The 24,760-nt window shown below is 41.0% G+C and carries 23 protein-coding genes; 3 read left to right on the top strand and 20 right to left on the bottom strand.

All coding sequences use genetic code 11. From position 1 onward, the window contains the following. Positions 1–97: 97 nt before the first annotated feature. The 13 genes from H5993_RS02880 to yjeM (H5993_RS02940) form a co-directional block, all read right to left on the bottom strand. Positions 98–1,342 carry an oligosaccharide flippase family protein gene (locus H5993_RS02880; protein WP_204776145.1) on the bottom strand — a complete coding sequence of 415 codons (1,245 nt, stop codon included), beginning with the start codon at positions 1,340–1,342 and terminating at the stop codon, positions 98–100. Continuing rightward, complete coding sequence (locus H5993_RS02885; RefSeq protein WP_204776146.1) at positions 1,329–1,820, bottom strand: acyltransferase; 492 nt, start codon at positions 1,818–1,820, stop codon at positions 1,329–1,331. Before H5993_RS02885 ends, H5993_RS02880 begins: the two co-directional genes overlap by 14 nt. Before the next feature lie 2 nt (positions 1,821–1,822). After that, positions 1,823–2,890, bottom strand: a complete 1,068-nt coding sequence (locus H5993_RS02890; protein ID WP_204776147.1) for an EpsG family protein — start codon at positions 2,888–2,890, stop codon at positions 1,823–1,825. A gap of 21 nt (positions 2,891–2,911) precedes the next feature. Further along, complete coding sequence (locus H5993_RS02895; protein ID WP_204776148.1) at positions 2,912–4,000, bottom strand: glycosyltransferase; 1,089 nt, start codon at positions 3,998–4,000, stop codon at positions 2,912–2,914. A 7-nt stretch (positions 4,001–4,007) separates the two neighbouring features. Then, entirely contained in the window at positions 4,008–5,108 is a 1,101-nt protein-coding gene (locus H5993_RS02900) for a glycosyltransferase (RefSeq protein ID WP_204776149.1), read from the bottom strand. A 1,040-nt stretch (positions 5,109–6,148) separates the two neighbouring features. Beyond that, positions 6,149–6,994, bottom strand: a complete 846-nt coding sequence (locus H5993_RS02905; RefSeq protein ID WP_204776150.1) for a glycosyltransferase — start codon at positions 6,992–6,994, stop codon at positions 6,149–6,151. A gap of 20 nt (positions 6,995–7,014) precedes the next feature. Continuing rightward, entirely contained in the window at positions 7,015–7,653 is a 639-nt protein-coding gene (locus H5993_RS02910; RefSeq protein WP_204776151.1) for an exopolysaccharide biosynthesis polyprenyl glycosylphosphotransferase, read from the bottom strand. Continuing rightward, complete coding sequence (locus tag H5993_RS02915; RefSeq protein ID WP_204776152.1) at positions 7,643–8,587, bottom strand: NAD-dependent epimerase/dehydratase family protein; 945 nt, start codon at positions 8,585–8,587, stop codon at positions 7,643–7,645. Before H5993_RS02915 ends, H5993_RS02910 begins: the two co-directional genes overlap by 11 nt. Before the next feature lie 106 nt (positions 8,588–8,693). Further along, positions 8,694–9,467, bottom strand: a complete 774-nt coding sequence (locus H5993_RS02920) for a tyrosine-protein phosphatase (RefSeq protein WP_204776153.1) — start codon at positions 9,465–9,467, stop codon at positions 8,694–8,696. 9 nt (positions 9,468–9,476) lie between these two features. Beyond that, positions 9,477–10,229, bottom strand: coding sequence for a CpsD/CapB family tyrosine-protein kinase (locus tag H5993_RS02925; RefSeq protein WP_204776154.1), 753 nt, complete (start codon positions 10,227–10,229; stop codon positions 9,477–9,479). A 14-nt stretch (positions 10,230–10,243) separates the two neighbouring features. Then, positions 10,244–11,092, bottom strand: a complete 849-nt coding sequence (locus H5993_RS02930) for a YveK family protein (protein WP_204776155.1) — start codon at positions 11,090–11,092, stop codon at positions 10,244–10,246. Next, positions 11,092–12,081: an LCP family protein gene (locus tag H5993_RS02935; protein WP_204776156.1), complete on the bottom strand. Its 990-nt coding sequence runs from the start codon at positions 12,079–12,081 to the stop codon at positions 11,092–11,094. Before H5993_RS02935 ends, H5993_RS02930 begins: the two co-directional genes overlap by 1 nt. 561 nt (positions 12,082–12,642) lie before the next feature. Then, the gene (gene yjeM, locus H5993_RS02940; RefSeq protein WP_204776157.1) at positions 12,643–14,139 is read right to left on the bottom strand and encodes a glutamate/gamma-aminobutyrate family transporter YjeM; all 1,497 of its coding nucleotides are present in this window, start codon (positions 14,137–14,139) and stop codon (positions 12,643–12,645) included. Between the two features lie 314 nt (positions 14,140–14,453). Between yjeM (H5993_RS02940) and H5993_RS02945 the strand changes: the two genes are divergently transcribed. After that, positions 14,454–14,843, top strand: coding sequence for a VOC family protein (locus H5993_RS02945; RefSeq protein WP_204776158.1), 390 nt, complete (start codon positions 14,454–14,456; stop codon positions 14,841–14,843). Positions 14,844–14,864: 21 nt separating this feature from the next. Next, positions 14,865–15,446, top strand: coding sequence for a GNAT family N-acetyltransferase (locus tag H5993_RS02950; protein ID WP_204776159.1), 582 nt, complete (start codon positions 14,865–14,867; stop codon positions 15,444–15,446). 207 nt (positions 15,447–15,653) lie between these two features. Here H5993_RS02950 and H5993_RS02955 read toward each other — a convergent pair whose 3' ends face one another. Both H5993_RS02955 and H5993_RS02960 read right to left on the bottom strand, forming a co-directional pair. Continuing rightward, a complete protein-coding gene (locus tag H5993_RS02955) occupies positions 15,654–16,085 on the bottom strand; it encodes a CopY/TcrY family copper transport repressor (RefSeq protein WP_204776160.1) in 432 nt (143 codons plus the stop codon). A gap of 52 nt (positions 16,086–16,137) precedes the next feature. Then, positions 16,138–17,331 (bottom strand): ammonium transporter, encoded by a 1,194-nt coding sequence (locus tag H5993_RS02960; RefSeq protein ID WP_204776161.1) that lies wholly within the window; start codon positions 17,329–17,331, stop codon positions 16,138–16,140. Positions 17,332–17,556: 225 nt separating this feature from the next. Between H5993_RS02960 and H5993_RS02965 the strand changes: the two genes are divergently transcribed. After that, positions 17,557–18,879: an MATE family efflux transporter gene (locus H5993_RS02965; RefSeq protein WP_204776162.1), complete on the top strand. Its 1,323-nt coding sequence runs from the start codon at positions 17,557–17,559 to the stop codon at positions 18,877–18,879. Between the two features lie 103 nt (positions 18,880–18,982). On the opposite strand, the gene yjeM (H5993_RS02970) is transcribed toward H5993_RS02965, so the two are convergent. The 5 genes from yjeM (H5993_RS02970) to H5993_RS02990 all read right to left on the bottom strand — a co-directional run bounded on the left by yjeM (H5993_RS02970) (position 18,983) and on the right by H5993_RS02990 (position 24,739). Further along, the gene (gene yjeM, locus H5993_RS02970; RefSeq protein WP_204776163.1) at positions 18,983–20,485 is read right to left on the bottom strand and encodes a glutamate/gamma-aminobutyrate family transporter YjeM; all 1,503 of its coding nucleotides are present in this window, start codon (positions 20,483–20,485) and stop codon (positions 18,983–18,985) included. A 145-nt stretch (positions 20,486–20,630) separates the two neighbouring features. Next, the gene (locus H5993_RS02975) at positions 20,631–20,987 is read right to left on the bottom strand and encodes an arsenate reductase family protein (RefSeq protein ID WP_180869658.1); all 357 of its coding nucleotides are present in this window, start codon (positions 20,985–20,987) and stop codon (positions 20,631–20,633) included. A gap of 124 nt (positions 20,988–21,111) precedes the next feature. Then, complete coding sequence (locus H5993_RS02980) at positions 21,112–22,353, bottom strand: tetratricopeptide repeat protein (protein WP_204776194.1); 1,242 nt, start codon at positions 22,351–22,353, stop codon at positions 21,112–21,114. Between the two features lie 184 nt (positions 22,354–22,537). Further along, positions 22,538–24,223 carry a phosphoenolpyruvate carboxykinase (ATP) gene (locus H5993_RS02985; protein ID WP_204776164.1) on the bottom strand — a complete coding sequence of 562 codons (1,686 nt, stop codon included), beginning with the start codon at positions 24,221–24,223 and terminating at the stop codon, positions 22,538–22,540. A gap of 240 nt (positions 24,224–24,463) precedes the next feature. Next, complete coding sequence (locus H5993_RS02990) at positions 24,464–24,739, bottom strand: HU family DNA-binding protein (protein ID WP_204776165.1); 276 nt, start codon at positions 24,737–24,739, stop codon at positions 24,464–24,466. Between the last annotated feature and the right edge of the window lie 21 nt (positions 24,740–24,760).

Consider the following 24,760-nt stretch of genomic DNA (forward strand, 5'->3'; position numbering starts at 1 on the left):
ACAAAGATAACCCCCTAACTGAGATTTGATGTCTTCAGTATAGGGGGTTAGCCATATGATTAATAGACGTGTCGTTACTCACCGCTTACAATCTTACTTAGCTAATGTAATGAGCCTTATTCTTTATAAACAGTAATAAACGAGCGAACAACATAATCGATTCAGTAATAACTCTTAATATGATCAATAAAGGAAGTGTAATTGTATTAGTAACTATCATAACAAGAACCCCAATAACCTGAACTATAGCAGCTAAAATCGTTGTTGCTGTTGTTTCTTTAATTTTCCCGATTGGTGCAAGCAATGGCCATCCGCAAAGAATACTATAGAAGCTGACAAATAATAGTGGAACTGCTTCTTGTAACAAACTATACATTTCGACATACTTTGTCCCACCAATAATCAAAACAATTGTTTTTGCAAAGAAGAAAGTAATTAAGCATCCGATGATAAGCAATGGCGTAAAAATAAGTAATACATTTCTGAATAGTCTGATACTCTTCGTTTTTATCATATGAGGATATATACCATCTGATATTGGAGAATACAACCCTTGGACCCCTACCACAAGAGACATTAACATCGTCCAAAACGCGACTTGTTTTGACCCCAAAACAATCCCGACAACTATTGTGTTAAATGCAACAAACGCCGTCGAAGCGATATTTGATATAAAGTATGTAAATGACTCTCGAAGAGAAAAAAATACATCAGAAATAGGTACTCTCCAATTAATGCGAAATCCTAACTTAGTTATTTCCCTTTTTACCCAAACAACAGCAACTAAAGTTCCTAAAATATCCAATATTGGAATGTAGATCATGTCTGAATCATTTTTAACAACGAAGAAAGTTAAAATAGTTGAAATTCCTCGCATAATTAAGAATCTTGTGGTGATTATCTGCATTTGCTCGAGTCCACGAAATAGATAATCAAAAAGAAAAATTGATAGAATTTGTGGAATAACCATCAAAAAGGTAAAAAGGGGATATGCTCTAAGCATCTTAATTGAAAGAATCATGATACATATGACAAACAACCCTGCTATTGATAAAATCAACTTTGAAATAGTAATTTTACCAATTATCATACTAATCTTATCTTTGCTTTCTTTAGCATCTACTATTTCTTTTGTTCCAGATAATAAGTATCCAAATTCTATCAACATATTAACATAAATCATTACGTTTTTAGTATAACTTACGACTCCGTAGGTGTTTAAACTAAAAACACGTGCCAAATATGGAAGCGTAACTAAAGGCAGTATTAATTGTGTAATATTCATTACATATAACATAATGACATTTTTAGAAACTTGACCTCCAAACCTAACTTTCTTCATTGTCAAGTCTCCATTTTATTTTATTTGTAATAATCTTTTGTTCACCATATACTAGCGAATCTTTGGGAATCGATTTTCGGATAACGCTCCCTGCACCTATGACACAGTTATCTCCAATAGTTACACCCTTTAAAATAGTTACATTACTACCTATCCAACAATTTTTACCAATATGGATTTCCTGACAACTAAACCCTTGATTCTTAATTAACTTTCCTTTTATATTAAATCTATGATTATGATCATAAAACTTTACTCCTTCTCCAATAATGGTATCATCGTCAATAGTAATAGACACTCTACTTGTTAGTGAACAATCATTGTTCATAAAAACACCATTACCAAATACTACTCTACCAGTATCTGAGATAGCAATTCTTACATTTTTCCTAAATCTAACCTTAGATCCAAATCTAACCTTAGATCCAAATTTTACCTTATATGTTGTATATGCATTTAATAACTTACTTATTAACATTTCTACCTCCAAAATGAGTACGGAACAACACCATAAAATGGATTATTTGGTATTAGCTTATATATTGCTATAAAGCCTAAAATTTCAATCAATATATAAATAACTAGCCTATACTCTGAAAGTTTTAACTTTTTAATAATTTCCGGTATAATTAAGATTAAAAATGGCTCAAATACATACCTAATCCTTCCCAAAAAAGGATACTTGATATTTGCAATATTTAGAAAGGTTATTATCAATAGTATATACATTAAATTTCTCGAAAATGAATTATCGTTTTCAAAGTCATATATCAAGTAATAAATAATCAAAAAGATAAATATAATTAAAGCATAGATAACCCCAAATAAACCCTTACCAGAACTAGAACCATTCAAAATACCAATATTATATCTTTCATTATTGACCATGAGCCTATTTAGAACATTAATCAATGGCACACCCAAAATTACTGTTCCACCAACTAAACAATAGAAACGATTTTTGGTTAATTTAAACTTTGACAAAATCCATACAGCCAAGAATAAAAATGCAGATTGATGGATTAACCCTGCCAATATTATAAAAATTAAACCCAGAATACGCTTTTCTCTGATGATCATTAGCAAAGATAATGAAAGTATAGATACAGCCAAAAACTGTCTACTAATATTCATTAGTAAAAAATAATATGTTAGCGAAATAAAAATCTCTAATGACATAAGATAGTCACTAGAAGATTTCAAAATAATATTTATTAACAAAAAAATAGTGACAAAAGATACTATTAGCTGCACAAATAAATAATTATCAGTAAAGAGAGAAATGATTTTATTTAGAAGTACATATCCATATTCAATATGCAAACTATTTGATATTAAGCCTAGATTTCCAGACATATGGGATATGGAATAAAACAATCCACTATAGGTCATTGTATCTGTTCCAACAGGTAACCCTCTAAATGCTACAAAGGACCAGAGATAAACACCTGATACAATTAATCCGATACAACTATTTTGTTTTCTAGTTAATATTTTTAAAAAAAGATAAATTACGGGCGTTGAAATTAAGATTAAATACGGAAACACAATCTCATACCACTTTCAAATTTATATATACTTAGCAATGACAAATTTTGTTATCTTCTTTATATCAAAGTTCTGTAACCTGTTTTTAGTTTCATCAAAGTTAATCCTTGTTAAGTTAGTTGATTGAATTTTTTGACACCACAATTCCTTATTATCCTTAGATAGTACCACCACATTTCTCTGTAACACAGCATCAGAGGTGATTTTGTCCGAAATAATACATGGGATACCTGTTCCTTGCGCTTCAACTAATACAACGGGCAATCCTTCATATTTAGAGGGCATTACAAAGATGTCAGCAGCCATTAGTATCCTAGGAATATCATTTCTGTTTTCTAGAAATGTTACATAATTAGATAAACCAAGTTCATTTATCTTATTCTTTATTCTCTCTTTTAATGTACCGTTACCAACTAAAAGAAGTCTATAGCCATCGTTCACTTCAGTTAAAAGATTAAAAACATCCACAAGATAATTATGATCCTTCTGATCCTCAAAACGTCCAATATGAACAATAACCTTATTTTTATTTGAATATCCTAGTTCTTTTCTAAGTACATCCCGAAATTTTTGATTAAATTTATAATCATCAAGATTAATCCCATTGTTAACTATATACGTATGGTCATCCATTGATCCAAATACATGATTACATGCATCTTCAGATACGCCAAATTTATAAGTAGCATATTTATTTATTTCATGTCTCATAATAGACTCAAAAAGCTTTCTTTTTAAACTTTGTTGTTCACCTTTAAACGTATCATGAGCGTGAGCAATACGAATTGGAACTCCAGCATCACTTGCTATTTTCAGTATCATTCCAGATGAAAAATAAATATGGCTATGCACCACATTAAAGGGACCATATTCAGATATTATTTGATCAAGATTCTTTTTTACATTAAAAAAAGATTTGCTTCCATTTGTAAAATAATGAATTTTCCCACCTAATTTCGTTACCTCATCATCTAAAAGGCCTCTAGTCCCTGATGTCATAGCAAAGTGAAATTCAATATCATCATTATGTTTATTTTTTAACCAATTAATAACAACGTGTTCAATTCCACCTTGGTTTAATTGATTGAAAACATGTAGTACTTTTATCATCTCAATATTAATCCCTTACTAGATTGAAATATAATCTTTCTAAGCTTGGAGCTGCCTCTTTTATATCATAACCCGACTCTATTACTTTCGATAATCCTTCTTTCGAAAAATTACCTTGTACTCCGTCTATCTTTTTAGCCCATATTTGAGGATCATCATTTAAGCATAGAACACTATAATTTGTAATTAAGGCATCATTAGGTACATTTTCCGAAACTACTACTGGTAAACCACAGCATTGTGCTTCTACAGCACTAATTCCCAAACCCTCGAACACAGAGGGAAAAAGAAACACATCAAATCCTTGAATAATTTTACTTATATCAGGCTGATATCCCAAAAATTGAATCTTATTTCTTATTCCTTCTTTGGAAGCTTCTCGCTCAATCCGTTCTTTAAGTTCACCTTCTCCAACAAGTACAAGTACATATTTATCACTTAGTTTTAAACAACTTTTAAAAATTTTAAGGATAAATTCATGATTCTTTTGCGGAGAAAATCTTCCGATATGTCCAATCACTCTTTTCCCATTCCAATTTAACTCATTTCGAATATCTTCTCTAACTTTATCATTAAAGCGATATTTATTAACGTCAAAAGCGTTCCTTACTTTATAACTAGGTAAAGCATTATTTACATTACCAAAAATACTTTCAATAGCCTCTCTGGTACAACCAAATAAAATATCCGGAACATTTTTCCCTGTAATCTCGTAAAAGATTTTATTCCTAATATTTGATAATTTTGAATCACCAAATTTTGTTGCATGTGCATGAGCTATAACCAATTTAACTCCGAGCTCTTCTTTACTTTTCCTAAAAAAACCGTTCAAAAAAGGCAAATTATTCTCTAGTATATCAAATTCACCATAATGCTTATCACAAAACTTATTCCAATCTTTTAAAAATGACCTAAACTTTAACGGAGAAGATACTTTATATGTTCTACACCCTAAACTTTCAATTTCTTCAATCATTTCCTTTTGAGATTTTCCAAAATACAAAAAATCATATTTAACAGATTTGTCAAATTCTCTAAGATAATTCATAGATACATGATGTATTCCGCTATTACCTGTTAATTCAGGAGTTATTTGTAAAATACGCACGACATATCCTCCCCAGATAAAAATATCTGTAAACTATAAGTATAGTATTGCATAGTGAAAATTAAAATTTACTTCTTGTGAATCATTTTTTGTAAATAAATTTTCTGTTTTTATTTGGCACTAGTGTATTAATTATCATTATAGAATCACTAATAGCCTCAGAACTTAACGCACCAACTCCAAGCTTACGCCACTGTCTCTCCATTCTAATATATGTTAGAAAAAATATGGCCCTCCACGACGATCAAACAAACCGTCTCTAAATCACATTTTCACAAGAACCTGATCTAGATTTATTAGTCTATATTCTAAGGGAATAAAACAGATTCATAAATCATATTCTTCCAGTATATTTAAATCATGATAATTACTGACCGATAATAAACTTTATCTTTAACATCTTTGAAGGATTGTTAATTGGATTACAGTATTTCGCAAAGCTGTTTATCTCAGAAGATGAATTAAGGACATTTCTTCTATCTACAATGCTATTTGGATTATCCGCAAATTATTAAATTAAACCACCAACAATACTTACAATTGATCAGTAATTATTACTTAATATAACTCTTCCTTTAAATTCGTAGGGTTTAGCACTTAACTTTTTTAGATATTTAATTTCAAAATTGCAGTCTACGGTATTTTTGTTACAAAAAAGTTTTCAAATGTAAAAGCAACAAAGTTATGACCATATCTTTCATTACTATACAGTTACCTGAAGAAAGAATTAATTTTTCGCATAAACTACGTGCTGAGGAACTAAATTACAATATTCAGCATCTATTGTCAGCATACTTTCTAACAATTTCATAATTAACTGATTGTTAACTTTCTTTGAAGCGAAAGCATCTCCGAAAAATGATAAATATATATCGGCATCATTTTCTCTTACAGCTAAGATCATCTATCCACTGTACCAGAAACTGAGATAATTACATTCTCAATTGCTTTAGGCTAATTAACTTCCATCAACTGTAAAAATAATTAGTAATTGGTAATTATGATTTTTTCGTTGGAAGTATAGTTTTATATTCCAAGGTCTATGCACCTTTATGGAGAAATCTCTTATAAATTTTCTCACGTAGTGTACTTGGAATAATAACGTTACTAATCATAATTACATCTCCTGCAATCATTTGTGTAATCGAGATAATTCCTAATTTTCTTAGATAATTTCTAAGATTTAAAATGTATTTGAGGTTTTTTAAATCACCTCTTCTACTATACATTCCGGCGTCCGTTCTCATGTGGACTAAGATTTCAGGTAAATTAGAGACTTCGTACCCACTTGAGATAATTTTTGCCCAAAGAAAATAATCTTCAAGCTTACCTTTTCCTTCATAACCACCAACATTTTCTAAAACTTCCTTTTTTATCATTACCGTTGGATGATTAAATGGATTGCGCCATTTCAAAAACTCCCTGATTTCAACATCAGAGGTAGGTACAGATCTAAACCCAGTTATATTATTAATATCTCCCTCAAATTCATCAATTTGTCCGCCAACTAGTACTAGATTTGCATCGTTCACTATTTTATCTAGCTGTAGTTCAAAACGTTTTGGACTTGCTATATCATCCGAATCCATACGAGCAATCCAGTCATTCTTTACAAACCTTGTACCCAACCTTAAGGATAAACCTAAGCCACGATTTTCAATACTTTTTATAACAGTAAAATCCCCCTCAAAAAATTTTTTGTGGGTTTCCAACACTTCATTTAACCCTGCTGTTAACTTTCCATCTTCCACAATAACAATTTGTTGCGGAACTACGGTCTGATTTTCAACACTTTTCAATGCCTCATCTAGAAACGATGGATTTTCCTTCTTGTAAACTGACATTAAGACTGAAAACCTTGGATAGTTAAGCTTATTGTCTACCATTAAAACATCTACACCCTTTTTTAACGTGCTCCATCGCCAGTAAACATTGTTTTTACCGTCTGGAACGCAATTTTCGTATCAAAACCAAAAGAATAATGTTCAATATAGTAATTATCTAAATGGCATTTTTCTTCTGGTGAGATATCATAACCACCATTAACTTGTGCATATCCCGTAATTCCCGGAATAATTCGTAACCGTTGGGGAAATTCTGGCCATTTTTGATAAAATTTTTCGGTTAATTCTGGGCGTTCTGGTCGGGGGCCAACTAAACTCATATCACCTTTTAACACGTTCCAGAATTGCGGTAATTCATCAATCCGCGTCTTTCGCATAAACCGACCAACCGACGTAACCCGAGGATCATTCTTCTGGGCCCACACTGCCCCCGTCTTTGCTTCTGCATCGTTTCGCATTGAGCGCAATTTAATTACATAAAAATTCTTCCCCATGTAACCAACTCGTTCTTGCTTGAAGAAAACCGGACCTTTGGAAGTCAACTTAATTATAATTCCAAAAATAATAATAAACGGAATACTAATAACAAATCCTACTAAGCCAAAAATAATATCCCAAAAGCGTTTTGAAACCAATTTTCTTTTCGGCACAGCCTCGCCGATATGGTTTAAATATTCATAGTTTGGTTGGTTATTTGTCATTATCTTCTCCCATTGTATAGTCCCAATACTCCGCTAATCCTTTTTTCAGCCCCCACTTCGGCTTGAAACCTAGTTCAGTTAACCGAGTTACATCTGCAAGTGATTCAGTAATATCACCTTGGCGAGCCTCAGCATAGTTTAATTTTAAACGTTTTCCCGAGGCTTTTTCGTACATCGTGATAACATCAATTAAGGTATTTTGATGACCGTAACCAACATTATAAACTTCGTTACTCTCTTCGTTTTCACTGATAAAGATAAGAGCATTTACAATATCTTTAACATAAATGAAATCTCGAGTTTGCTTACCATCACCAAATAAAGTAAATTCTTCATCATTTACTAAGCACTTCGTTACAATCGACAAGACCCCTGAATACGGTGAATTTGGATTTTGGCGCGGGCCAAAGACATTAAAAAAGCGCACCGCAACTGTGTTTAAGTCGTAAAGATTACCATAATCAATCGCCATCCGCTCAGAAGCATATTTATCAACCGCATAAGGAGTTAATGGTTGCACTCGTTGATCTTCTTTTTTGGGTAATTCAGGGTAATTTCCATAAACGGCAGCTGAGGACGTAAAAAGAAATTTCTTAGGCTTTAAATTAGTAATCCGTAAATATTCCAAGGTGTCAACCACTGATTCATGGTTTACCTGGTGGGTTTCCATTGGACGCTCAATTGAGTCGGCAACACTAGCGACTGCCGCTAAATAATAGATATAATCAAAATTTTGATCCAGAATTTGATGCATAAATTCATGGTCACAAACGTTATGTTTATAAAAAGTAACTTTATCTTTAACCGGATCAAGATTTTTGGTTAAACCCATCGATAAATCATCGATAACGGTAACTTCGTATCCTTTTTCTACTAATTCAATCACCAAGTTTGAGCCAATAAACCCGGCGCCTCCCGTCACTAATACCTTCATTTTTTACCTCTCCGATATATCATTTCTAGTAATCCTATAAGGGAAAACGATCCATAACGATGAACTGTTACCAATCATCGATCTGTCCCCTCTCAAAATTTTATCTTTAGAACAATCCTAAAAACTTTTTCTTCTTTTTCAACGGCTGCCAATTCATCTGTACATTATCACCATTAATTAAAGCCTTTGCATTGGCTTGATACTGATCGGCAACTTGCTTACCAAATTGTTTTTCCAACTTAGCGATTCCCTCACCCAGTTCATACTCGCGATGCGATAAAGCATGCGCGTCCGAAGCTAAAATGGTACCTTGGCCAGCTTCAATCAGTCGCGTGGTCACCTTCTCAATTTCCTTCCCAAAGGTGCCCAGGTAACTACTTGCCGTCAACTGGGTTAGACATCCCCGCTGCAAGAAATCGGCTAATTGTTCCGGATGAGCTAACAACTGTTTGTTGCGCTCCGGATGCACGATCACTGGGGTTACGCCTCGTTGTTGGAGTTCAAACACTAATTGTTTGGCAAAGGCGGGGACCTCATCACTTGGCATTTCAAGCAGGAGGTATTTACCACTCGCATCACAGTACAGGAGATCATCAGCTTCATAGGCTGACATCACCCGACCACTTACTCGTACCTCTTGACCGGCAAACACGGTTAGGGGAATCTTTGCTTCCTTTAATGCCCGCTGAAATTCATCGGTCGCTTTGAGTACCTCCGCTTTATGGTTCACATAACGGCCATTTAGATGGTGCGGAGTGACCACCGCATAGCTAACCCCGTCATTTACTGCATCCTCGGCTAACTTTAATGACGTTGCCAGATTCGGTGAACCATCATCAACTCCTGGTAGTAAATGACAATGTAGATCAATCAGTCCCATGCCCCGCTCCTATTTTTTGTTGTCACTGCCGTAGCCGTAACCATAGCCATAGCCATACCCATAACCGGCGTCACTACTATCAACATCGTTCATCACGTAACCGAGTAACCGGGCTTTAGAAATCTTTAACATCTCCACCGCCCGGGCAACAGCGGCCTTTTGGGTGACTCCGGCCCGCACAACTAAAATTACCCCATCCAGATGGCCAGATAAGGCTTGAGTATCAGTAACTTCAAGCAGGGGTGGAACATCCAAGACAATTACATCGTAGATTGGCTTGATAGCGTCCAGAAAGGCCGTCATCCGTTTGGAATTCAATAACTCACTTGGGTTTGGTGGGGTTGGCCCAGCGGTAACCACACTAAGATTATCAATCCCACTATCTTGAATCACCGAATTTAGGTCTAATTCACTCGCACTGCTCGTTAAAATGGTCGTTAAGCCGGAGGCATTACTCAGGTTAAAGGTGGCATGTAAGGTCGACCGCCGCAAATCAGCGTCAATCAGTAACACCTTTTTCCCCTCTTGGGCCCAGGTAATCGCCACGTTGGCCGTAACCGTTGACTTCCCTTCACTAACGTTTGAGGAAGTAAAGGCCACTAACTTTAAGGGCTCATCCACACTCATAAAATGAATATTTGTCCGGACAGTCCGGAATTGTTCGGAAACCGGGTTTTTCGGGTCCGCCACCGTAATTAGCATGGCCCCGTTTTTCATGGTAGCCGTGGTGCCACGACCTTGATGCCGTTTAAATAAACTCATTTCTTCCCCTCCTCTTAGACCCGACGCGTGCCTTCGTTGGTATCAAAGTGATTTAACGTAAAGTTCTGATCCATCTCAATTTTGCCAATCTGCCCAAGGTTGGTTAAACCAAGCTCATCCGTTAAGAAACTGTCGTCGCGAATCGTGGTGTTTGTTAGATCGCGAATTACGACCCAAGCAAAACTCAGTACCAATCCCAAAACGGCCCCGGCTAAGGTAAACAATTTTGGCCGCGGGAAGGAAGGTTTATTTGGCTTCGCCGCCTTGGAAACAATCGTGACGTTGTTGACTTGCATGATGGACTTAATCCGGCTCTTAAATTCAGTAGCAACGGTATTTGCAATATCCTTTGCTTCCATCGGATCACTAGCCGTAGCACTTAAAGCAAAGACTTGGGAATTAGCTTGCGTTTTAACGGAAAGCGACTTCTTTAAGTCCGCGGCGGATAAATCATAAGCTTTCCCAGCACGCCGAACTGCTGGTTGGGCTGGCCGAACTAACTTTTTCGTCCCATCTGACAAGGTTTCATACTTTGCCTTTTTGGCCGGCGTAACAATTCGTGTTTGACTGGATAATTCCTTACTTGCCGCATTTAAGATCACCTGGTTGGTGATAATGTCCTTATAAGTGTTAATCATATTTACGTCCGCTTGTTGGTTGGCATAGGCCTGCCCATTTTGGGAGTTATTTTTTTGATTAACCAAAATTTGCGTTGTGGCCGTATACTTAGCCGGAATGACGAAAGCGGCCAATAAGTAAGCTACTACTCCTAGCCCAATTGTCCAAAAGATAAAAAATTTAAGGTGTTGGCGGCAAAGCACCCATAACCGCCGTAAATCAATTGTGTTTGCTTGTTGTTCCATTAGTTATTCTCCGTTAAATTAATCGTATTTAAGTCCAAGGCTGTCCGAATTTCGTTCGAAATCCGTTGCATCTCATCAGACGGGACCACTTCAAAGGATTGACCATCAACCATTTGACTCTGCCCCTGGGCATGATCTTGCTTAACCGTCTTCGTGGCACCGCGATAATTCATCGCGACCTTCGTCATGTCCTTTAAGCTAAAGTCGGTCTGAGACTCACTAGCAATCGAATTTAAGAAGGACTGGTTCAAAATTGCCTTGTAAGAAGCCGTTTTCTTTAAAAGTCCCATAATGACTAGCCGTTGCCGATTTTGCCGACCGTAATCCCCTTGCGGATCATCATACCGCATCCGGGAAAAAGCTAAGGCTTCTTTACCGTTCATTTGATAGGTTTTACCCTTGGTAAAGCTATACCCACCGTAGGTAAAGGTTAATGGTGACGTAACTGTGACCCCACCGACCTGATTAATCGCCTTTTCCAAACCACCCATGTTAACTAACAAGTAACCATCGATTGGCGTCTTGTAGTACCTTTGGATGGTCTTAATGGTTTCTTTTACCCCACCATAAGTATAGGCCGCGTTAATTTTAGCTGGTGATTCATCCTCATACCCTGGTAAGGTAACCTTCATATCCCGCGGTAAAGAAACGATCGTCGTCTTTTCTTGCTTGGGGTTGACAACCATCATCATGATGGTATCCGTCCGCCCTTTGTAGCTCCGTCCCAGGGCCCCGGTATCCGTCCCTAACAAGAGGACATTAATCGGCTTTTTGGCCGCTAACTTCTTTGGAAGGTCGGTTTTAATCCCACTTGGTGAATACATCGTGTTGGTGGCCACCCGGACATTCCGCCAGGCCATCCCCACAAAGATCAAGGCCACGACCACTAAAATCCCAATCACTGACCAAATTACCTTCATCATTGTCCGCCGTCGATGATGGTGGTGATGATGATGGTGGTGCTCAGGGTATTGTTTTTCTGGATCCATTCTTGCTTATCTCCCCGAATTAATTTAAAGGTGGGAAAGGCTCATCGTTGATCGCGATCTAAAGTCCGCGAATTTAGGCTTTCCCATCCTATTAGTAACAAAACCAAAATTTCAAGCATGTCAAAACATTTAAAAAGAGTGTTTCACGATCAAGGAACTTAATCGCTCACACTCTCCCTTCAAAACTCTTTAAGAACAATTTAGAATTTACCATTAATTAACCTAATTATCAATAGCTTTTGCTACTGTCAGTCAGTTTTATCTCTTGATTAACAAGGTTTCAATCATCCTAACAGTATCAGCAACGCCTTAAGGACTCAAAGGTCTGCTTGGAAAAGTTTGAAAATTTTTTTAAATTATAAAAATTATTCCGCCGTGAAAACTGATATCTAACGACCACGATCCTTTCTAATTTACCAAATTGTTAAGAAAATGTGAAGGGCTTCTCTTGGTAAATGGGGCTTAAAACCAAAAACTGGCAATTTCCAACTCTGACTCCTGATAGATCTAGCAATCTGCGCAATCCTTGCTCAAAACTTGAAGATCTATGCGGGGGCTTTTTTATTTTTCGCCTTTTACCTGGTGCTCATACAAGCCCCAACCAATCAAACCAAAGAAAATCGGCCCGATAATCGTCCAAAAGGCCGTGGCGTAATCATGCCCGAGAATGGGTTGCAAGCAGGTAAAGATAATCCCAAAGGCGACCACGGCTTGGACCAACCAGGTAACCAATTGGGTTTGCCAAGGTTTTTTAAAGAAGACAAACGGTCGCTTCAAGTCCGACCGCCGTTTAAAGGCCGGAAATGCCCCGATGATAAAGAGATAAGGAGCGGTTGAGGCCACATTGGACATATCCGTCAAGATCAAGTAGAACTGCTGGGCGGCTGAACCCCCGAAGGCCACGGCAAAGATTAGGATGCTAACAAAGGCTGCCTGCCACCACATCGCCCGTGCTGGCATCCCCGCCTGATTAACGGCGACCAACTTTTTCGGCCACAGCCGTTGATCAGACCCTAAGATAAAGGATTTAATCGGTGAATACATCATAATAAAGAAGGAACCAATATAAGCAGCAAACATCCCCAAGCCAGCAAAGCGGGTCAAGAAGCTACCGATCATCAGACTCGTCTGGTGGGAAAGGCCCAGACTTTGCCCCAAAACGAGGCCCGCATTGTTCATCATAATATAGGTGATATTTCCGAGGTTAACGGAATGATGATTAATTACCTGGTGCCAGTTAGTAGAAATCCCCCACATCAAAATTGATAAGGAATAGAGGACCGTGATCAAGAGCATCGCAATAATCAAGCCCCGTGGGAAAGTCTTTTGTGGTTTATCCAGGGAGTCCATTACCCCACCCATGGCTTCTAAACCACTATAGGCAAAGACAGCATAGACAATAAAGGATAGGAGAGCAATTGGACTTTGAAAGCGCTCGTTAGGTGAAACAAACCAAGTATTTGCGCCCTGAATCGGCTCTTGTAAGGTACCATGATTTGCAAACAAGATTACCAAGCTGACTACCAGGAAAATCACCGTTAAGCTAGAAACTAACAAGCCCCCGAAAGTCCCGACTTTGGCAATCCCTTCAATCCCCCGACTCGCTAGCCAGGTCACCAAGATTACCCAGGCAATCCCCAGTAATCCCACAACTTCCGTTGCACTCAGGCCGCCAATGGCCCAGGTTTGGGTTTGATCTTCCCCAAAAATCAGCGCTGAAAACGGAATCCAAATTTTGGAAGCCGTCGAAACCATCCAGATAATCCACGAACACAGCCAGATAAAGGTCCCAATAAAGGCTTGCTTTTCCCCAATTGCGACTTCTAACCAGGAATAGATCCCCCCTTGGGCACTTCTTAAGGCCGACCCATATTCAGCAATCATTAATGCCACCGGCAAAAAGAAACCTAGGGCCGCAAAAATATACCAAATAATCGCCGCGTAACCCATTTGGGCAAAGGCCACCGTCGAGTTGGCAAAGCCAAAGACAGTGGAGAAAATCATCATAATTAAACTAACCAGCCCAATTCGTCGCGCTGGTGATTGATCATTATCCATTTTTCACACTCCTCAATAATAATCCCAATAAAGATAAGTTTATTATAGCGATTTACTCACGGAGTGAAAACGGTTGAGGCAATTAAATCTTGGTTAGTTTTTTCTCATTAATTGCTTATTGCCCGGCCTGTAGGGCCATCCCGACCGCTGTGGCACTTAACCCCAGCATCACCATTAAGGTTAGGTAAGCCATGGCGGCCCCGTAACGGTGATCATACCAGAAAATCGCAGAAGTGAACGATTAATGATTGTCAAAGAGCGTTCTTTAGGCGCATAATGGATATCGCAATAAAATTTGAATGGGGGTAAAAATTTTGAAAATGCGGCGCATTGACCACGTGGTTTTGACCGTCAGTGACCTTGATCGGTCGCGGCGCTTTTACCACGAGGTATTTGATATGCCAGTCTTAGACGATCAATCAACGGCCGACTGCCTAACCCTACGGTGCGGTCACCAACTGATTCGACTCCAAACCACTGACCGGGAAGCTTTGCAAGCTAAACAACCAACCATTGGCTCCGCCGATCTTTGTTTAGTTGTTGGTGATGCCATCGATGACGTTTTACACCACCTAAAGAGCTACTACGTCAATGTAGTTGCCGGACCAGTTGAAAAGTACGGTGCGGAAGGCAAGCTAACCTCAATCTATCTCCGCGACCCGGACGAAAACTTGATTGAACTCGCCTTTTACGACAATAAATAACAACCCCGAGGAGGATTAACGATGGCAAATGATGTAACAACCGCCCCAATTTTCATGCGGCGGGCTACTTTAGCTGATTTGGATGAAGTTTACGCCGTCATTGAAGACGCCAAGCAACTTTTAAAGGCCGATGGCTCCAGTCAATGGCAACAGGGATACCCTTCCAAGTTGAGTATGCAACAAGATATTGAAAGTGAAAACTGCTATGTCCTAATTTACGGTGATGAAATCGTGGGTACCGCTACCCTCATGCCGTTTGGGGATACCCACTACGCCTACATCGTTGATGGCAAGTGGAACCATGCTGGGCACCCCTTCGGGACCATTAACCGGATTGCGATTTCCAGTAAGTACCGGGGGAAGCGCTTTGCCAATTACATTCTTTCAACCTTAATTAGCATTGCCTATGCCAAGGGCGTTCGGGATCTCCGGATCTCCACCCATGAAAAGAATGTCCGGGTCCACCAACTGGTCCAAAAGTTTGGCTTTGTCCAACGCGGGAAAGTTTATACGGGTCCCACGGATGATGACTTGCGAAATGCTTATGAATTAAACCTTGATACTGTTGATGCGCGTGATGATAACGATAATCACGAGGATTAGTTAGGATACTAAAAGAGGCTGAGAAGAAACACGAGTTTCTTCCCAGCCTTTCTTTCATCTCCCAATGTTACTCAGTAACTACGGTCAAAAAGCACGGCCTTAGCGGATAAGTGCGAACGAAAGGTCGATTCTAATGAATCAACCTTCGTCCTTCTTATCCCAACCAGGCCGTCAAGGAGCTTTTTTCCCATCCTCCTTAGCTTACGGTTAATCACAATTGCACCCTTCATTATCTGGCAGGCAGTTGCAGGGCACTTGATCCGGTGCTGACTTGGCCTTTTTTGCCAACAGGGTCTGTAAGGTTTGGATGTCTGCTTTGGTCAACGGAACCTGCTGCACCGCGTGAATCAAAGCTTCACCCGCCCGCATCTGACAAATTCCGGAAAAAAGATCGTCAACGGCTTGGTCAATTGTTGCTTGTTCTTCAACGGCGGGTCGGTAAATAAAGGCACGCCCATGCTTGGTAGCGGTTAAGGCCCCTTTTTTTACTAACCGCCGTAGCAAAGTCTTCACCGTTGCATCTTTCCACCCCATCATAGGCGTCAAAATTTGAATTACCTGCGTGCTCGTGACCGCTTTTTTCGACCAGGCAATCCGCATTACGCGCCATTCTGCTGGGGTAATTGCTAGTTCGTCCATAATCTCACCTCGCCTTTAGTCTACATTCGGCAACCAAAGGTGTCAAACCAGATTATTCGGCAACCTCACTCCGCCAACCTTGTACTTCATCACGGGCTGACATCCGGACCGGCAGCAAGCGACTTAAGATCCGGTACAAGATCCAGACCATCACAAAGGTGTAAACCATGGTAATTGCGGTTGCCCCAATCTGAACTAAGAATTGTTGCCAGCCGCCCCCGTAAAAGAGACCATTGTGCACTACCGCGGGGTTAACCGCATGGGTGGCAAAGAGCCCGGTGGCGATGCTCCCCCAGATCCCACTAATCCCGTGACAGCCAAAGGCATCTAAGGTATCATCAACCTTCAACAGCGGTTTGATAAAACGCACAAAGAGGTAACTAATAATTGCTCCACCGATACCAATCAACGTGGCCCCCGTAATGGTGACATAACCCGTGGCTGGGGTAATTGCGACCAGGCCACATAAAGCCCCGGTACAAGTTCCCACCAGGGTAACGTGCGGTTGGAAAATTAATTCTAATACTTGCCAAGCAACCATCGCCCCAGCCGTCGCCACGGTTGTCGTTAACATTGCTTGGACGGCAATCTCGTTAATCGCTAAGGCGGAACCAGCGTTAAAACCATACCATCCTAGCCATAACATTGACGTGCCGATTAAAACGAGCGCTTGATTGTCATGGCGCAAGGTTCGGTCAAGCCGGGGTCCGACTAACAGCGAAAGGGTAAAGGCCGTGACTCCGGCATTGATGTGTACCACCGTTCCCCCCGCAAAGTCTAAGGTCCCCAGGTGTTGCAAGAAGCCGCCACCCCAAACCATATGCACGAGCGGATAATAAATCAAAACTGACCAGCCAATAATAAAGGCCGCTAAGAACGGCAACCGGACTCGCCCGACGATGGCCCCGATAAAAAGCGCTGGCGTAATAATTGCAAACATCATCTGGTATAAAGCATATAAGCCCAGCGGAATCCGGCTATCTGGCAGGACACTTGCTAAATTCAAGTGGTACATCATCAAGGCCTTTAAGTTGCCCACCACCGGCCCTTGGCCACTAAAAGCGAGCGAATAGCCGATGACAACCCAGAGCAGGCTAGCTAAGCCACAAATGAAAAAGACCCCAATAAACGTATTGACCATATTCTTTTTCGGCACTAAGCCCCCATAAAAGAGGGCTAGTCCTGGCGTCATAAAGAAAACTAAAATTGAAGCTACCATAATAAACAAGACATTAACGAGGCTCATCCAATCATCCTTCCCTCAAATAATACTGGTAACTATAGACCAATTTTAGCTAACTGCCAACCGCTTACCATTAATCCCGTTAATAAATAGCTTTTAACCTTATCATTGCAACTTTTATTAATTTGAAACCGATTACGATTTTATCAAAGAAAGCTAGACCAATTGGGCATTGACACCATGTGTTATCCTAAAGCTTAAAGACTTAATTTAGAGAGGAATTTGATTGTGGAGGAATTATTCGAACACACTTCCATTCGCCGGGCTTATTTTACTCTAGCGCTCCCGGTAGTTTTAAACATGGTGGTGTCTTTAATCTATAACATGGTTGATACCTTCTTTGTGGCGCAAACCCAAAACCCCGATCTGGTCGCGGGGGTTTCCCTCGGGGCCCCACTTTTTACCTTAATGATTGCCCTTGGCGATATGCTCGGCCTTGGTGGCTCATCGTTAATTTCGCGGCTCTTTGGCGAACATCGCTACGCTGAAGCCAAAAATGCGAGTGGTTTTTGTTTTTATGGTAGCTTTTTGCTCGGGATCGGGGTCATGCTCATCCTCATGTTGGGACAAACGCCCTTTTTAAAGCTCCTCGGAGCCACGGACGCAACCTGGGAATATGCGCGACAATACTACCTCGTGATCGCTGCCGGGGCCCCTTTTATTATTTTCTTTTACTCCCCGGTTAATATCCTCCGCACGGAGGGGCTCGCCGTGCAGTCGATGAAAGCGAGCGTTGTCGGAACGGTGATCAACATTATCTTAAACCCCATCTTGATCTTTCCTTGTGGATTGGGCGCCGCTGGTTCGGCTTTAGCCACCGTCATTGGTAACATTTTGGCTGACATTTTGATGGTTTACTATCTCCTGTCTGCCAGCAAACGCTTAACCACATCAATCCACCATACCAAGTTAGCTGGTCCACTCCAGCGTGAGATCTTGATGATTGGGATCCCCGCCTCCGTTACCAATCTAATGTCAACCTTTGCGATGGCCATGACCAACCGCTATTTGATTCATTACGGGGCAACCTCAGTGGCCGCGATGGGAATTGCCTTAAAAATCAGCATGATCACCACCATGATTTTCGTTGGCTTTGCCTTTGGTGCCCAACCGCTGATTGGCTATACCTACGGAGCTAAGGATACGCAACGATTTAACGCTACGATCCGCCTTGACTTAAGCGTGGTTTGTGGTTTTTCACTAATCATGACCTACTTAATGTGGTTTTTGGCGCCAACAATGATTAAATGGTTTATGAAGGATCCGGCCGTCATCGCCCACGGAACGATGATGATTCGTTGGTTAATTGCTTCAGCAACCTTAGCCGGTTTAATCTTGGTTTTCACGACGATGTTTCAAGCCATGGGGAAAGCTTTCCCCGCCTTTATTCTCTCCTTCTTTCGCCAAGGAGTTATCTTTTACCTAGTGCTAACCCTCTTTGCCCATCTTTTTGGTTACCAAGGGATTATTGCCAGTCAAGCAGGCGCGGATTTGGTTACCGCCATCATTGCCGTCATCCTCTTTAACTTTTACCGGCCCAAAACTAGGTAATAACCAAACGTTATCTCACCACACCAAAAAGCCCAGGGAGAAATGTCTCTTCCTGGGCTTTTTGTTATCAAATATTATTATTTAACACCGCTACCGACCACGATTATTTTTGAACGCCGTGCTTCTTACCCGCAATCTCGTAGAAGAGATAAGCAATTAAGGCAAAGAAGAATGGACCCGCAATCGTCCAGAAGGCCGTTTCAAAATCGTGATCAAGGATTGGTTGGATGAAGGTAAAGAGCGTCCCGACAATCAAAATCAATTCCACGAAACAAACTAATACATTCGTCCAAGTTGGATTCTTAAAGGCGACAAAGCTTTGGTCATAGTGCTTCTTCTTGAAGAATGGGAAGGCCCCCACTAAGAACATGTAAGGCGCTGTGGAAGAAACATTCGCCATATCCGTTAAGATCGTGTAAAACCGTTGGGCCGCTGAGCCCCCGAAAGAAACTAAGAAGACAATCACACAAACGACGATTGCTTGGACCCACATTGCATTGGCTGGCATATCCGCCTTGTTTAGCTTCGTTAACTTGGCTGGCCACAAGCGCCGGTCAGAACCAAGAATAAAGGCCTTAATTGGTGAATACATCAAAATAAAGAGGGCCCCTAAGAAACCGATGGCTTGCGCTAAAGCAACGATCCGCGTCATCGCAACCCCAAAGGTAACGGCTGCCGCATGGGACCAACCTAAGGCGTTCCCCATGGCCACCCCTAAGTAGTTGAAGACCACGTAAGTAACGTTCCCCAAGTTAACATTGGACTTCGTCATTTGCGATTGGTAGTTAATTGACCAACCAAGCATGAAGATCATTAAGACGTAAGTTCCAATCGTAAAGATCGAGGCAATAATCAAGCCCCGGGGAAAAGTCTTTTCCGGATTATCCATGTCATCCGTAACGGAACCTAAGGATTCCATCCCCCCGTAGGCAAAGACAGCATAAACCACGAAGGAAATCAAAGCAATTGGCGTTTGGAAAGCCGGATTTGGCGAAGTAATAAAGGCACTAGGACCATCAATTGGTTGAGCTAACTTAAAGTGATTGGCAAATAAAACAATTAAGGAAACGACCACGAAGATCACATTAACTACGATGGTAAAAATTCCCCCTAAAGAACCAATCTTGGCAATCGCATTCATCCCCTTGGAACTAAAGAACGTGATCGCCAGAATCATCAAGATACCCAAGATCCCAATGGTTTGGGTCGAAGAAAGTCCCAAGATCGACCAAGAACCAGTCGTATCCTTACCGAACAACAGGGCTGAGAAAGTGATCCAAACCCGCGAAGCAGTTGAAACCATCCAGACAATCCAAGAGGCAAGCCAAACGAACGTCCCAATAAAGGCCATCCGTTCTCCAATTGAACCAGCTAACCAGGAATAAATCCCCCCTTGAGCATCCTTAAAGGCGGACCCATATTCGGCCATCATCAGACCACATGGGAAGAAGAAACAAATCCCGGCTAGGGCGTACCAGAAGATACTCCCGTAACCCATTTGCAAGTAAGCATTTGAAACATTCCCGAACCCGAAAATCGTGGAAATGATCATTGTCACCAAGCCGAAGGTCGTAATCTTTTTGACCTTACTATTGCTATCGTCCATTTCAGAATCATCCTCCATAAATGAATAAAAATTATTAAAAAATTCAACGTTAATAATTATAGGCGTCCGCTTTGATTTTAGCAAGGTAAAATCTCACCAGTAATTAGGAGCTTTTTTCCATCCTCTTCATCAATGCATAAAAACCTTATAACCATTCTTGCTCGTAAACCGCTTCTTTAAAACCGGCCGTCACATGATTGCCCTCCACCATTAAGGGGCGCTTAATTAGTTTGCCATCACTGGCGAGTAGTTCGGCTGCCTGGTCAATCGTCATCTCAGCTAGCTTGTCTTTAAGCCCCTGTTGGCGGTAGTGTTGACCACTGGTGTTAAAGAAATAGCGCAAGCCCTTAGCTTGATTAGCAGTGAGCCAGCGTTTAAGATCACTCGCCGCTGGTGGGGTCGCAACTAAATCAATCTTATTAAAAGCAACTTGGTGCGCGTTTAACCACTGCTCCGCCTTTTTACAAGTGGAACACCGCGAATAACAATAGAATGTTGGCATTTAAATCCCTTCCTTCAAGTAATATTATGTTTAATTATACCGCGAAAATTATATTAAAAACGCCTAGGTTAAGAAATAAAAAAAGACAAAGGCCCGGTATGGCACCTTTGTCAACTAAATAAAGTTAAAAATCTCGTAATTGTCCATCAAGCTCATTTAATTCCGGATCATCTGGCGTCACCGTTAAGGCGTGATCGAGCGTATCCATCAAAAGGTCGCGTTCGCCACTTTCTTGGTAGAAGTAAATTAATTGTTTCAAGAAAGTTGGATTATCCCAGTATGTTGGGCGGGCAGTTTCGAAGGCTTGGCTTGCCCGCGCAAAGTCTTCTTTTGCTTGGTAGGATTGAGCAAGGTTCCATTCGACTTGCGGGTCAACTGAATCTGTTTCAATCCCTTGCAGTAAGTCAATGTTGGCGTCATGATCGCCTTGGCTCAGGTAATAATTACTGAGCTTGAGACTAATTGCCAAGTTTTCTGGAGCTAAGGCATGGGCGCTTTGCAGGTACTTTTTAACCAGGTCAAATTCCCCTAACCGACCCGCAATGTCGGCTGCTAAAGTAAAGAGGTTTTCGTTATATTCATCCACCCCCAAGCCTTCTTGCGCTGTCTTGAGCGCTTGACTAAGATGGTTTTCCTGTAAATAAGCTTGGGCTAAGGCAGGATAGGCCGAAGCATATTGGTTATCTTCATCAATTAATTCCTTTAAGGTAATGATTGCTTCCTTGAGTTGGCCTAAGTTTAACTGGGTTAACCCGGTTTGGAAACGAATATCGGCCGTCATAAAACCGGGGGCCACTTGTTTCAAATATCCAAGGGCTTGATCAAACTTGCCGCTTTGCGCATAGGCCATGCCTAAACGACCAGCAATGTCGACCCGGGCAAATTCCGCCACCCCTGCTTGAATCAAGGCAAAGTAGTAGCGGATTGCCAATGCAAATCGCCCAGTAGCGTAGTAATATTCCCCTAAAGCAAATAAAACAGCGGGTTCTTCTGGCGCAATTTGGTAAGCAGTCTGCAGTTTTTCTTCCGTGACTTCAAACTGCTCTTCCGTTTGATAAAGGTCCGCCGCAACTAACAAGGATTGGAGATAAGCATCGGAGTCAGGCTTAATTTGCGCTAAGTAGGCCAAAGCTTCATCATTATTCCCGTTATCAATCGCAATTTCCGCCAAGGCCGTCCGTAACTCATCCTCATCGGGATACCGGTCTAAGAGTTTTAAGTAGGTCCGTTGAGCTTGTTGTAAAAAACCTAAGGCATACAACTGCTCCGCCAAGCTAAAGAGCACTTCATCATCGTCTTGGCGCAAAGCCCAAGCAAAGTCCTTTTTAGCTTCGTCCAATTGCCCCATTTCAATGGCATTTAACATTTTTTCCGCATATGATTCTGCCACAATTTTTCCTCCTCACAAAAATCACTATCATATTATTTTACGCGGTTTGGACCTTTTGTGCTACTAAAAAGGCTAGAGAGCCTTAAATTTCTCCCTAGCCTGTATTTGATTTTTAAATATTATTCAGCAAGTTTGCGACCAGACATTGGCACAATCTGATTTACTTTTCCATCAAATCCTTCAATAAGGCCCGGGCTGAATCATGGAGCGCCTTAGGTGACTTGTCGTTACCCAAGTGGGTGTAGATTTCACCTACAGGAACCCCTTGCTGGAAGAGGGCTGCAAAGACCTTATCAATAACTGGCCGGGTCAAGGCTTCCTCTTGCACGGGACCGAATGGGTTAGCAAAGAAGGTCGTCGTCATCCCCACTTCATCAGTTGTCCCGAGAGCCTTCCGCTTACCAGCAATAAAGACCTTCTTGGCTGAGGCTTCGTCATCAAAGAAGTGGACCCCCACGCCATCATCGTAGTTATTAGCATAGAGCCACATATCAATTTCGTGTTCGGCGACCACTTCAGCGTATGACGCAGCGGGAATAATTACCCGGGCGTTCTTACGTTCTGGGTTCAAGAAGACCCCACGGTCCATGTTATTGAAGGCCACGGAACTGGAAAGGTCATCCAACCGGACGAAGGCCCCCGTTTCCGTCCCTTGGGCTACCACTTGTCCATCGGAACGAACCCGGAACGAACCCATATCATCAAAGATCGTATCAACCGCAATAATTTGGTCATCAGCAACTTCTTGGAGGGCTTCAATGGATTCCGACTTCCCGGCGCCGGAGTCCCCAAAGAAGACCACCGTCTTTTGCTGGCCGCTCTTGAAACGGATCCGAACCATTGACCCGTGAATTGGTAAGAGCCCATGGTTGATTTGGTGCAAGTTGTGCAAGGTTAAGCACATCTTCTTCATGTAACCAAAGTAGGTCGTGTCATCCGTGTATGGCACTTCGCCGACCCAAATTCCATTTTGCTCATCATGGTAGTAGTGACTTACCATGCCTTCGGTTTCTGGCACACCAAAGAGCAAGATCACATCCGGCTTATGGCCGATCACATCTTCCTTCGGTGCTAATTCAAACAAGTTAGCCAGGGCGAGGCCATTAACCAGGTAATCCAGTTGGAAGTAGATAAAGGCTAAGGTTTCCCCAATCTTAGCTGGGTAGCAATACCATTCGCCCGGCTTACCATTAAAGTGTTCAATGGGGTTGTAATCAACCGCCGTGAACAGCCCCTTGCGCTTGTTAGAGATGGTGTGCATCAACAATGGTGGCCGTAACATAACCTTATCAATAAAGTCAAATTGGTTTAACGCCGCGTACTTTTCGGGGGCTGCCCATACATGATGCCGGACGAGCAAGGACGCATCCGTCCCCGCACTAACTTGCCGGAAAGTCCGGTTTGCAAAACCTTGCAGTTTTTCTTCGAGCATCCGGTAACTCCGCAGGACTAATTCATTAAAGCGCCGGTCGATCTGTTTAAATTCTTGTCCCAGAATGTGATTACTATCAGCTTTAATTACCGAAACCCGCAGTAAGGAGCGATAGAAAGAGTAAAAGCGTTCCAAACTAGCCAGAATTTCTTCCTTACTAAATTGATCATAAATCGTTGCATCATCAATCATGACCTTGGCAAAGGCCGCCAGATATTCCTTCGCTGAAAGGGATTCAAAACTATTTGGCACCGCCGTCCCTTCGTTTTTGAGGAACAGTGCCACCAGTTCTTGCACATCTGGTGAATTAAAAAACGCAACAACACTCGTTGGGTAGTCCTGATTAAAATCTAATCGAGCTACCTTTCGTTCTGCGTTAACATATAATGAGTTTGTAACTAAAGCGTTCGACATTAATGATCACATTCCTTTCGTTTGTTACTAATAGAATACCAGAATTTCAGAAAATGTGAACAATAATTGAGCACTTTTCAATTCGTCTCACCCACTTTTATTAACAAAAGATTAAATTTTGATAAAAGTAGCCTCTTTTATTTTGGTTGTAAACGAATTCAATTAGAATTTTTTCAATTTAAAATAAAAAAAATCCCCGCTCACGTATGAACGGGGAATCATATTAACATTGAATGTTAATTATTTAACGGCATCCTTCAAAGCCTTACCTGGCTTGAAAGCTGGTACCTTGCTGGCTGGAATTTGAATTTCGGCCCCTGTTTGTGGGTTCCGTCCCTTCCGGGCAGCCCGTTGACGGACTTCAAAGTTACCAAAGCCGATTAACTGAACCTTTTCACCCTTTGCCAAGGAAGCTTGGATCGCACTGAAAACCGCGTCAACTGCCGTCGTTGCATCTTTCTTGGTTAAACCAGTTGCACTAGCAACATCGCTAACTAATTCTGCTTTATTTGCCATTATCTTTTACCTCCGTTTAAT

It is taken from the genome of Limosilactobacillus alvi (genome assembly GCF_016900115.1).
Classification (GTDB): domain Bacteria; phylum Bacillota; class Bacilli; order Lactobacillales; family Lactobacillaceae; genus Limosilactobacillus; species Limosilactobacillus alvi.